Annotated in this window: 8 protein-coding genes; 3 read left to right on the top strand and 5 right to left on the bottom strand. The window is 70.3% G+C overall.

Annotated elements, in window-relative coordinates; translation table 11 throughout:
- Positions 1–18: 18 nt before the first annotated feature.
- From K4B79_RS22840 to K4B79_RS22830, 3 genes are all read right to left on the bottom strand, one after another.
- A complete protein-coding gene (locus K4B79_RS22840; RefSeq protein WP_308280479.1) occupies positions 19–840 on the bottom strand; it encodes a carbohydrate ABC transporter permease in 822 nt (273 codons plus the stop codon).
- 29 nt (positions 841–869) lie between these two features.
- Entirely contained in the window at positions 870–1,832 is a 963-nt protein-coding gene (locus K4B79_RS22835; RefSeq protein WP_232028725.1) for a carbohydrate ABC transporter permease, read from the bottom strand.
- Positions 1,833–1,919: 87 nt separating this feature from the next.
- Positions 1,920–3,233 (bottom strand): ABC transporter substrate-binding protein, encoded by a 1,314-nt coding sequence (locus tag K4B79_RS22830; RefSeq protein WP_232028724.1) that lies wholly within the window; start codon positions 3,231–3,233, stop codon positions 1,920–1,922.
- Positions 3,234–3,527: 294 nt separating this feature from the next.
- Between K4B79_RS22830 and K4B79_RS22825 the strand changes: the two genes are divergently transcribed.
- The 3 genes from K4B79_RS22825 to K4B79_RS22815 all read left to right on the top strand — a co-directional run bounded on the left by K4B79_RS22825 (position 3,528) and on the right by K4B79_RS22815 (position 9,490).
- Positions 3,528–4,556 carry a LacI family DNA-binding transcriptional regulator gene (locus K4B79_RS22825; protein WP_232028723.1) on the top strand — a complete coding sequence of 343 codons (1,029 nt, stop codon included), beginning with the start codon at positions 3,528–3,530 and terminating at the stop codon, positions 4,554–4,556.
- A 159-nt stretch (positions 4,557–4,715) separates the two neighbouring features.
- Entirely contained in the window at positions 4,716–7,997 is a 3,282-nt protein-coding gene (locus K4B79_RS22820; RefSeq protein ID WP_232028722.1) for a discoidin domain-containing protein, read from the top strand.
- The gene (locus K4B79_RS22815) at positions 7,994–9,490 is read left to right on the top strand and encodes a family 43 glycosylhydrolase (RefSeq protein ID WP_232028721.1); all 1,497 of its coding nucleotides are present in this window, start codon (positions 7,994–7,996) and stop codon (positions 9,488–9,490) included. Before K4B79_RS22820 ends, K4B79_RS22815 begins: the two co-directional genes overlap by 4 nt.
- Here the strand turns inward: K4B79_RS22815 and K4B79_RS22810 are convergent.
- Together K4B79_RS22810 and K4B79_RS22805 are read right to left on the bottom strand one after the other, a co-directional pair.
- Complete coding sequence (locus tag K4B79_RS22810) at positions 9,479–10,870, bottom strand: alpha/beta hydrolase (protein ID WP_232028720.1); 1,392 nt, start codon at positions 10,868–10,870, stop codon at positions 9,479–9,481. The two genes, K4B79_RS22815 and K4B79_RS22810, sit on opposite strands and share 12 nt — an antisense overlap.
- Positions 10,867–11,646, bottom strand: a complete 780-nt coding sequence (locus tag K4B79_RS22805; RefSeq protein ID WP_232028719.1) for a hypothetical protein — start codon at positions 11,644–11,646, stop codon at positions 10,867–10,869. Before K4B79_RS22805 ends, K4B79_RS22810 begins: the two co-directional genes overlap by 4 nt.
- Positions 11,647–11,677: the final 31 nt, after the last annotated feature.

Here is an 11,677-nt window from a genome sequence, read left to right as displayed (position 1 = left end):
GCTGTTCTCCTTCACGCATCATCCCTTCAGCGCACCCGACATGAAGCCTCGTACGTAGTGCCGTTGCAGGAGCAGGAAGAGCAGGAGGCAGGGCACGGCGAGGACCACCACGCCCGCCTCGGTGGCCCCGTAGTCGACGGCGCCCATGCTCTGCTGCCGCAGGTTGGCCACGGCCAGCGGCAGGGGTGCCTTCTCACTGTCGGAGATCAGGATCAGGGGCGCGATGAAGTCGTTCCAGGCGGCGAGGAAGGCGAAGAGGCCGACGGTGATCAGGCCGGGGCGGACGGCCGGGAGGAGGACGCGGCGCAGGGCGCCCGCGGTGCCGCAGCCGTCGACGAGCGCGGACTCCTCCAGCTCGCGCGGCACCGCCTCGAAGGAGATCCGCATCATGAAGGTGGCGAACGGCAGTTGGAACATGGCCAGCACCAGGCTCAGCCCGATCAGCGAGTTCTGGAGGTGGAGCCGGCCGAGGAGTACGTAGAGCGGGATGAGGAGGGTGGCGTACGGGACCATGAGGATGGCCAGGGTCAGCAGGAACAGCAGGTTCTTGCCGGGGAAGCGGAAGCGGGCGAAGGCGTAGCCGCCGAGGAGGGACACGCCGAGGGTCAGGGCGACGGTGAGCGCCGAGACGACGGTGCTGTTGAGGAGGTAGCGCCAGAGGCCGGCGTCGTAGTCGAGGAGGGTGCGGTAGTTACCGAAGCCGTAGCCGGACTCCTGGGCGGTGCCGGGCTGGGCGCTGAAGGAGGCCCAGGTGTTCCACAGCAGCGGGAACAGGAAGATGACGGCCAGGCCTCCGGCGACGACGTAGTGGGGCGTCCGGCCGAGGGCACGGGTGAGCACCGGGGTGTCCCTTCTCATGGCGGCGGGTGTCACGAGTCGTCCGCGTGCCGCAGTCCGCGGAACTGGAGGACGTTGAGCAGCAGCAGCGCGGCCAGCACGATGATCGACAGGGCCGCGGCGGTGCCGAGGTTCAGCCGCTGGAAAGCCTCGCGGTAGATCAACTGCACGACGGTGACGGTGCTGTTGTCGGGTCCGCCCTTGGTCAGGACGAAGAACTGGTCGAACGCGAGCAGCGAGCCGGTCACGCACAGCAGCAGGGACAGGGCGAGGGAGGGCCGCAGCAGCGGCAGGGTGATGGAGCGGAAGATCTGACCGCGGCTCGCGCCGTCCATCCGCGCCGCCTCGTACACCTCGTGCGGGATGCGCTGGAGGCCCACGAGCAGGATCAGCATGTAGAACCCGGCGAACTTCCAGACCACGAGGAACACCGTCGACAGCAGGGCGGAGGTCGGTGTGCCCAGGAAGGACACCGGGTCGTCGACCAGGCCGAGCCGCTCCAAAGTGCGGCTGAGGGGGCCGGTGGAGGGGCTGTACAGGCCCCAGAACAGCAGGGACGCGGAGGCGAGCCCGAGCGCGCCGGGCAGGAAGTAGACCGTGCGGAAGAAGCCCGCGCCGGGGCGGGACTCCTGCACCAGCAGGGCGAGCAGGAGCGCGAGGCCGAGCAGGACGACCGTGACGAGGACGGTGTACAGGAGGGTGAAGCGGACGGCGGGCCAGAACAGGGTGCTGTCGGTGGCGTCGGTGTAGTTCTCGGGCGCGTTGCCGCCCCGGTCCCCCGCGAGCAACGGCCAGTCGCTGAGCGACATCTGGCCGACGAGCAGCAGCGGCAGGAGGAAGAAGACGGCGACGAACACGGCCGTGGGCGCGGCGTAGGCCATGCCCTGGAGGGTGCGGGAGCGCCGCAGGAGGGCGGGGGTGCGGGAGCGTCGGTCGGGGGTGTCCGGCCGGACCGGGTGCTCGGCTGCCGCCCGGTCCGGGGCCTTCACCTGCATGGTCCTCCTCTGCCGTACGGGCGGGGGCGGTCGGCGTGGTGGGGCCGCCTGGTCGGTCTGGTGGGGCCGCCTGGTCGGTCTGCGGGCTCAGTCGGCCAGGGAGGCGGTGACCGCGTCGTTGTTCTTGTCGACGGAGGCCCCGTCGCCGAAGACGGCGTCGCGCATCAGGGTCAGCCAGGGCCCGTTGGGGTCGTTGAAGGTCTGGCCGAACTTCATCGCGTACGGAGTGCGTCCGTCGGCGACGAGTTCGTTGATCGTGACCAGCCTCGGGTCGGCCTCGGAGTGCTTGTTGGAGGCGAGGTCGGTGCGCGCCACCACGTCCTTGTGCGCGGCGACCACGTCGACCTGGGCCTTGTCGCCGACGGACCAGGCGAGGAAGTTCCAGGCCTGGTCGGCCTTGTCGCTGGTGGCGGAGATCCCGATGGCGTCGCCGCCGACGAAGGTCGACCTGCCGCCGTCGGGTCCGGGGATGGGGGCGACGCCGAGGTCGAGGCCCTTGGGCATCAGCCCCAGGGTGGTCGACGGCATGGGCATCACGCCGATCTTGCCCTTGGGGAACACCCCGGTCCAGGTCACTCCGGTCTCGTCGCGTGCGCCGGGGGCCACGATGTCGTCCTGCACCCAGCCGCGGTAGGTGTCGTAGACCTTCTTCGCGGTGGGGGAGGCGAGTTGTGCCTCGGTGCCGTCCTCGTTCATGACGTCGTCCCCGGCGGCCCAGATGGACGGCCACCAGGTGAAGACCCCGCAGCCGCCGCAGTTCCCGCCGAAGAAGGTGCCGTTCACCCCGCCGCCGAGCGCGTCCACGGCCCGGGCGTGGCGGTCCCAGTCGGCCAGGGTGGCGGGCGGCTTCTCGGGATCGAGCTTCGCCTTGCGGTAGAGGTCCTTGTTGTAGAAGAGCACCGACAGGTCCAGGGTGTGCGGCACGACGTACTTCTTGTCCTCGTAGGTGCCGGCCTTGATGTGCGACTGGGCGAGTTTGTCGGCGAAGGGCAGGGCGTCGACGCGTTCGGTGAGGTCGGCGAAGAGGCCGCTGGAGGTGTAGTTGGGGACGAACACCACGTCGGAGGCGAAGAGGTCGGGCAGGTCCTTGGAGCCGGCCGCGGCGCCGACCTTGGCCTGGTAGTCGTCGGTGGGGATCACGGTCAGCTCGATCTTGTTCTTGTGGGCCGCGTTGTACGCCTTGACCAGGGCCTCGCTCTGCGGCCGGGTCGCCGCGCGCGTCCACATCGTCAGGGTGGCGCCGTCGTCGACGCCCCCGACGCTCGCCCCGCCCCCTCCCCCGTTGCCGGAGTCGCCGTCCCCCGAGCCGCACGCCGTGACCAGACTCGCGGCGGCGAGCAGCGCGACGGCACCGGTGACCAGGCGGCGGGCGGGTCCTGCTGGTCCGGCCGTGCTCCCCATGGCGATCCCCCTCGTGTGGCGGCGGCCATGAGCAGGCCGACCGGTCGGGACGACGGACGTGGTGGCACTGAACTCCGGGAGGCGATCAACTCGGTGAACCGAAAAGGCTTTCAGAAAGTTAGGACTCGCCTCACAGCCCGTCAATCCCCTTGCACGGAACGGGTTCGGGGCCCTCACGGAAACCTGTGGAAACCGCCGGTCCCCACCTGGACCGAAACATGTCGCGTACGGTTTTACGCGCGACGTGCCACCCTCGACGGCCTCGCCCGCGCAACGCGAGACAGGAGATCACCCGTGACCCAGACCGCCGACCCCTCCCGTCCGCAGCCCGCCACCCTCAACGACGTCGCCCGACTGGCGGGCGTGTCGATCGCCACCGCGTCCAAGGCGCTCAACGGCCGCAGCCAGGTGCGCGCCGAGACCCGGCAGCGGGTGATCGAGGCGGCCGAGCGGCTGTCGTTCCGGCCGAACCAGCTGGCCCGCGGGCTGCTGGCCGGGCGGACGGGCACGGTCGGGCTGCTCACCAGCGACCTGGAGGGCCGGTTCAGCATCCCGATACTGATGGGTGCCGAGGACGCCTTCGGGGCGGGCGAGGTCGCGGTGTTCCTCTGCGACGCGCGCGGGGACTCCATCCGTGAACAGCATCATGTGCGCGCGCTGCTCGGGCGCCGGGTGGACGGCCTGATCGTGGTGGGCAGCCGCACCGACCCGCGTCCGTCCCTGGGCCGTGAGCTGGCCGTTCCCGTCGTCTACGCGTACGCGCCCTCGGACGATCCCGCCGATCTGTCCATCGTCCCGGACAACGTCGACGCGGGCCGGATGGCGGTGGGCCACCTGCTGGCCTGCGGCCGCACCCGGATCGCGCACATCACCGGCGACCCGGGGTATCTGGCGGCGCGGGAGCGGGCCGAGGGGGCGCGGGCCGCGCTCGCCGACGCCGGGCTCCGCCTGGTCGGCGAACCGCGGTTCGGTGCCTGGTCGGAGGGCTGGGGGCGGGCGTCCACCGCGCTGCTGCTGGACCAGCAGCCGGACGTGGACGCGGTGCTGTGCGGCAGCGACCAGATCGCCCGCGGTGTCATGGACGTGCTGCGCGAGCGCGGCCTGCGGGTGCCGGAGGACGTGTCGGTGATGGGTTTCGACAACTGGCAGGTGCTGACCTCCGGTTCGCGCCCCCACCTTACGAGCGTCGACATGAATCTGGAGCAGGTGGGACGCGCGGCCGCCCAGGCCCTGTTCGGCGCGATCGGCGGTGCCACGCGCTCGGGCGTGGAGGCACTGCCCTGCCGGGTGGTGATCCGTGGGTCGACGGCCCCCTTGTCGTGAACCTGTCCTGAACGTCGTGGACCTGTCCTGAACGTCGTGAACCTGTCCTGAACCGTGCGGTCGGCGAACTCGGGCCCCAGCGACCTCTCTTGACACTCCATCAGCCCGCTCCTACGTTGCGAAAACCTTTTAGGTCGTTTCAGCAAAGGGGAGCCTCCGATGCGAAGACGAACCACCGAGACCGTTCTGCACCGCCTCCTTGTCGCCCTGGCGCTTCTCGTCTGTTCCGTCTTCGCCGCCGCCCCGCCGGCCCACGCGGCGCAGACCATCGGCTTCCCCACCTTCACCGGCCCCGCGGTCCCGGCACCGCCCGTCGCCCACACCACCGGCGACATGATGCGCAGCATCTACGACGCCGAGAGCTCGGGGACCGACTTCTGGATGGACCGTCTGCTGGCCCGCTCCGGCAACGACCCGGCCGGGCCCTGGCTGATGACCCGTGGCCGCGCGCTGTTCATGAAGGAGCACGACCCCGCCCGGCTGGGCTTCGCCGGCAAGGTCGCCTACTGGGAGAGCATCAACGACAACAGCGCCTACACCGTCGCGATCACCCCGGGCACCTTCACCGAACAGGTCGCCCAGCGCCGCCAGACGCCCAGCCACTGGAAGAGCGTCCACACCGGCGGCTCGGTCACGGTCGAGCAGACCAAGTTCGTCACCGACAACAACGTGGCCGTGACGAACCTGTCGATCCGGAACAACGGCAGCGGCTCGACCACCCTGCAACTGCGGGCGACCTCGCCGTACGCCACCACGGGCACCGGCAGCGAGCTGACCGGGCAGGTCAACGCCTACAACAACCTGACCACCATCCGGCCACGCCTGACGGGCGACGGCTTCACCGTCTCGAACGGCGGCCTGGGCCGCTCGGTGACGATCCCGGCCGGAGCCACGGTGACCACCAAGGTCGTGATGGGCTTCGTCACCGACGAGATCCCCGAGTCGCTCACCGAGTACACCGCCTACGCCGGCCACTCCTCCGCGACCGCCTTCGCCACCCATGTCCGGGCCTACAACCTGTGGTGGGCGCAGAACGTGCCCTACATCGACGTGCCCGAGCCCGCGATCAAGAAGAACATCTACTACCGCTGGTGGCTGATGCGCTTCAACAGCCTCGACGCGGACCTCCCCGGGCAGACCTTCCAGTTCCCGACCTCCACGGAGGGCGTCCTCGGCTACAACAACGCGATCGCCCTCACCCAGCCGATGCACATCGACGACCTGAAGTACCTGCGCAACCCGGCCTACGCGTACGGCGACTGGCTGAGCGTCGGCCAGACCTCCAAGGGCGGCCGCTTCATGGACAACCCCGGCGATCCGGAGAACTGGTCCAACAGCTACACGCAGTACATCGCCGAGGCGGCCTGGAAGAGCTACCAGATCCACGGCGGCCAGCCCGCGATCGCCGCGAGCCTCGCCCGCTACGCCGAGGGCGACGTCAAGGGCCAGCTCGCCCACTACGACACCGACAACAACAAGCTCATCGAGTACGACTGGGGCGCCCTGACCGGCAACGACGCCGACGCGGTGTCCTTCCACTGGAAGCCCGGCCGGATGGACCGCGCCGAGTCCGCCTACCAGTACAGCGGGGCTCTCGCCGCCGCGCAGGCCTACGAGGCGAGCGGCAACACGGCCAAGGCCGCCGAGATGCGCACGCTCGCGGGCCAGATCAAGGACGCCATCGTCAACGTGCTGTGGAATCCGAACCGGCAGCTGTTCGAGCACCGGCTGAAGTCGACCAACGAGTGGGTGCCCTGGAAGGAGATCAACAACTACTACCCGTTCGCGGTCGGCGCGGTCCCCGACACCGCGACCTACAAGCAGGCGCTGCGCCTGTACGACGACCCGGCGCAGTACCCGATCTTCCCCTTCTACACGGCCAACCAGGTCGACAAGAAGGCGGCGGCCGAGGCCGGGGAGCCCGGCTCCAACAACTTCTCCACCATCAACTCCACCGTGCAGTTCCGGCTGTACTCCTCGGTGCTGCGCAACTACCCCAACTCCTGGATGAACGCCACCGACTACAAGAAGCTCCTGTACTGGAACACCTGGGCGCAGTACGTCGGCGGCAACACCCAGTGGCCCGACGCCAATGAGTTCTGGGCCGACTGGAACGGCAGCTCCATCACCTACCGCTCCTGGATCCACCACAACATCCTGGGCAGCAGCAACTGGACGGTCATCGAGGACGTGGCCGGCCTGCGCCCCCGCAACGACGCCAAGGTGGAGCTGTCCCCCATCGACATCGGCTGGTCGCACTTCACCGTCAACAACCTCCGCTACCGGGGTGCCGACCTGTCGGTCGTCTGGGACGACCCCGCCGACGGCGTGGTGCGCTACCCGGGCGTCCCGGAGGGCTACTCGGTCTACGTCAACGGCACTCGGGTCGCCACCGTCTCCTCCCTGGTGCCCCTCACCTGGGACCCGGCCACCGGTGACGTGACCACCAGCGGCACGGTCACACACCACACGGCCGCTCCCGGCCTCAAGGCTCCCCAACAGGTCGTCCAGGACAGCCCCCGCATGGTCGACATGCTCGCCAAGGCCGGTGTCGACCTCACCGCCGACCTGACCAACTTCGCCTCCGGGGCGACCGCGTCCGCCTCCCACACCGGCTCCGGTACCGCCGTCTCCGGCGCCGTGGACGGCTTGCCCACCAACGAGCCCTTCTGGGGCGCGGGCGGCTCGCCCAACAGCCAGGACTGGTACGAGCTGAACTTCGGCACGGCCCGCACGCTCAACGAGGTGCGCCTGTACTTCAAGGACAGCCGGCCCGCCAGCGGCACCTACCGGGCGCCGTCCGCGTACACCGTCCAGTCCTACAACGGCAGTTCCTGGGTGGACGTGCCCGGCCAGACCAAGAGCCCGGCCGCGCCCCGGGCCAACTACAACCTGGTGCGGTTCCCCGCCGTCACCGCCCAGCGCATCCGGGTTCTGGCCACCAACGCCTCCGGCGCCAAGACGGGCCTGACCGAGATCAAGGTGTACAACCGGGGCGGCGCCCAGCCCCCCGCCAACCAGGCGACGTCCGCGACGCCGTCCGCGTCGTACACCTCCCCCTGGGAGAGCGTCACCGCGCTCAACGACGGCATCGATCCGCCGTCCTCCAACGACACCGCCAACCCGCGCTGGGGCACCTGGCCGGAGACCGGCCAGCAGTGGGCCGAGCTGACCTGGCCCACGGCGAGGACCGTCGACCGGGCCGAGGTGTACTTCTTCGACGACGACCAGGGCATCGACATGCCGGCCTCCTGGAAGCTCCAGTACTGGAACGGCGGCGCCTACGTCGACGTGCCCGGCGCGAGCGGCTACTCCCTGGCCAAGAACCAGTACAACACCGTCACGTTCACCGCCACGAGCACCACACGCCTGCGGGTGCTGCTCACCGGCAACGGCTCCAGCTCCGTCGGCCTCCTGGAAGCGAAGGTGTACGGCCCGTGACTCGTTCCCGATGGCTCTCCGCGCTCCTGGCCGCCCTCACCCTGGCGGTCGCCTTCCTGGTGGCGCCCGCGCCCGCCGCCGCGGCCGTCGCGTTCACCTCGACCGGGGTGAACCAGAACGGCGGCAACTGCCTGGACCTGGCCGGCGGTTCGTCCACCAACGGGACCCAGTTGCGTGCCTTCGCGTGCGCGTCCGGGGCCAACCAGAACTTCGGCTTCACCCCGGTCGCGGGGTCCGAGGACACCTACACGATCACCACGCGGTCCGGTCAGTGCGTCGACGTGTACGGCGCGTCCACGGCGGACAACGCGGCGATCATCCAGTGGCCGTGCCACGGCGGCACCAACCAGCGGTGGCGGCTCGTCCCCGTCACGGTCTCCGGGACCGACAGGACCTTCAACCTGGTGTCCGTGAGCTCCGGCAAGTGCATGGCGCCCAGCGGTGGTTCGGCGGCCTCCAACACCAACCTGGTGCAGCTGCCGTGCTCCACCGCCAACGGCCGGGTGTGGCGGCTGCCGAGCTTCACCGGCGGCGGCACGAGCCCGGGCACCTTCACCAACCCGATCGCCCAGCGCGGGCCCGACCCCTGGCTGACGTACTACAACGGCTTCTACTACCTCGCCACGACGACCTGGAACTCGACCGTCACCATGCGCAGGGCGAGCACGCTCGCGGGCCTGGCGACCGCGACCGAACAGGTGATCTTCAACCTCACCCGGCCCAACGGGGCGGGCACGATGTGGGCCCCGGAGTTCCATCTGCTCGACGGGCCCAACGGCAAGCGCTGGTACTTCTACTACACGGCCGGACGCGAGCCCTTCGACCTGGGCACCCAGCGCATCCACGTACTGGAGAGCGCCGGGCTCGACCCGATGGGCCCCTACACCTTCAAGGCGGACCTGCTCGACCCCACCCAGGACAACACCTGGGAGCTGGACCCGGGCATCCTCCAACTCAACGGGCAGCTCTATCTGTTGGGCACCTTCTACAACGGCTCGCAGCCCATGTTCATCCGGCCGCTGTCGAACCCGTGGACCGCGAGCGGCACCCGCCGCATCCTGTCCACGCCGACGTACAGCTGGGAGACGGTGGGAGGGGCGGTCAACGAGGGGGCGGAGGTGCTCCAGCGCAACGGGAGGACCTTCATCGTCTACTCCGCGAGCCACTGCTCCACGCCCGACTACAAGCTGGGGATGCTCACCTACGACGGCGGTGACCCGCTGAACTCCTCCTCCTGGGTCAAGTCACCGAACCCGGTCTTCCAGCGGTCCAACGCCAACGGCGTGTACGGGCCCGGTCACAACGGCTTCTTCAAGTCGCCCGACGGCACGGAGGACTGGATGGTCTACCACGCCAACAGCTCGGCGAACGGGGGCTGCGACATGAACCGCTCCACCAGGGCGCAGAAGTTCACCTGGAACGCCGACGGCACTCCGAACTTCGGCACCCCGGTGGCGCTCGGGGTTCCGCTGACCGCGCCCTCAGGCGAGTAGCACTCCGCTGAGGAAGGGGACGAGCGTGCGGGTCAACGCGTTCTGCGACGGGGCGGCGAACAGCGGGTCGAGGTGGTTCATCCCGTTGTCCGTCTCATAAGCCCCGTACGGGATACGCGAGTTCGCGACGACCTCGCGGGCGGCCGACACGATCGTCCCCTTGGCGTAGCTGGTCTCGAAGGCGTACAGGGGTACGTCCAGGCCCGCGGCGTGCCGGAGCCGCAGCCCCAGCGAGCGGGCCGACTCGCTGTCCCGGTAGGGGTCGGTGACGTCGAGGTCCACCGACAGCCGGGCCGGCCAGTACCACTGCCACACGGCCGGCTCGGGGCCGCCCGCGTAGGCGGTGGCCACGCGGCCGATGGAGGTGATACCGGTGTCGACCCAGCCGCGGACATCACCGCTGTCGGCGAGGTGGCCCGAGTGGACGCTGATGTCGTTGGGCCAGCCGAACCCGGCGTCCACCAGGACGCCCAGCAGCCCGGCGTTGGTGACCGGCACGCCCGGCCGCAGGGCGTCGGGCATCCGGGGCTGGAGGACCGAGCGGCCGTCCGGGTCGCGGTGGGCGTACCAGCCCGCGAGCTGGTACCAGATCTGGGTGCTCTCGGCCCGGGCGCCCAGCCCGACTCCGCTCAGGGTCATGTCGAAGACGGCTCCGCCGTTGATGGCCGCGAGCCGCTCCTTCACCTGCTCCGGCGCGTTCTGCACCGGCGCGCCCGTTCCGTCGAAGGCACCCCGCACACCGCCGTCGACCAGGACGAGGGCGGACACGTCCCGGTACCCCGGGTGGCCGTCGAAGTCCCAGGCGGCGTACGCCATCGCCGTGGTGGCGCCCCAGGAGTGGCCGCCGAGCACCACCCGGCGGCCGCCGCCCCGGCCGGCGGCCCGGACGACCGTACGCAGGTCCGCCAGCGTCCTGGCGAGCCCCCATCCGGCGGCGAAGCCGGAGGCGGCGGGGTCCAGTGAGCGGTAGTGGCCGTCCAGGTAGTACCCGGCCGGGTCCGCTCCGGTGAAGCCGGAGCGGTCGGCGAGGTTCTCCTCGCGCCGGTCGAACGACCACACCTGTATGCCGGGCAGGGCGGCGACGAGGTCCCGGGCGACGAGCCGGAAGTCGTTGGCGGCGCCGAACATGCCGGGCACCATCACCAGGACGGTGTGGGCCGTGTCGGGGCCGACCTTCAGCACGTGCACGCGGTCCGAACCGGCCGGACCGCCCCCGGCACCCACCGCCAGCGGGACGTACCGCTCCCGGTGGCCCGGCCCTTCGCCGCTCCACCGCTGGTCCGGCCCTGTGCTGCTCCACGCCGTCCCGGCCACGGACGACAGGGCGAGCCCGCCGACCATGCCGCCGATCACCGAGCGGCGCGAGAGACCGCCCGTCATGACGCGCACCCGCCGACCCGCTTGCCGCTCAGCGCCACGTCATCCATGCGCATCTCGTACGACGAAGGAGTCGGGTCGGCCTGGTACAACTGCCAGCCCAGCTTGAGCTGGTCGAAGCGGGGGAAGACGAAGTCGCCCGCCGTGCCGCCGTGTTCCTTGGTGGAGACCGTCAACTCGGGCTTCTCCAGCCCGTCCTGATAGACCGTCACGCGGTTGTCGGTGGCGTCGAGGTGGAACTCCACGCAGCTCCAGACGCCGGCCGTGGCGGGAGCGGAGGTCTTCCAGGCGGTCCAGTCCCCGGTGGGTCCGAGGTCGGAGCCCACGCCCCAGAAGTTGCCCTGGTCGGTGGGGGCGTACTGGCCGCCCAACGGCCGTACCAGCGTGGGGGTGTCGGAGCCGGAGGCCTCCGCGAGGGTCCAGTGCGCCCAGTCGGGAGCGGTCGGGAACCGGTCCACGCGCAGGCGCAGCCGGGCCCAGAAGCTGTTGCCTGCCGGGGCGAGGTCGGACAGGACCATGAAGGCCCGGCCGTTGCCCTCGGTGCGCAGCCGCAGTTCGCGGCCGTGACCGGTGGTGCTGGGTTCGACGCTCAGCGAACCGTTCGCGGAGTCGGTGGTCCAGCCGCGGCCGGCGGTGACCGGGCCGAGGGGAAGACGGTCGAAGCTCTCCCGTACGAACGTCCCGTGCGGAACCGGAGAGGCCGAGGCGGTGGGGGGTGTCGCGATCAGCACGGCCGCTGCTGCCAACAGCGCGGCGCCGGCCTTCCTCATGCGTGTCATGGGAAGAGTGTGCAACATCAGTCACAGGAGT

Source organism: Streptomyces lincolnensis, assembly GCF_021173675.1.
GTDB classification, from domain to species: domain Bacteria; phylum Actinomycetota; class Actinomycetes; order Streptomycetales; family Streptomycetaceae; genus Streptomyces; species Streptomyces lincolnensis_B.
Note: the sequence above shows the minus strand (reverse complement) of the source record. Positions and strands in the feature narration are given on the sequence as shown.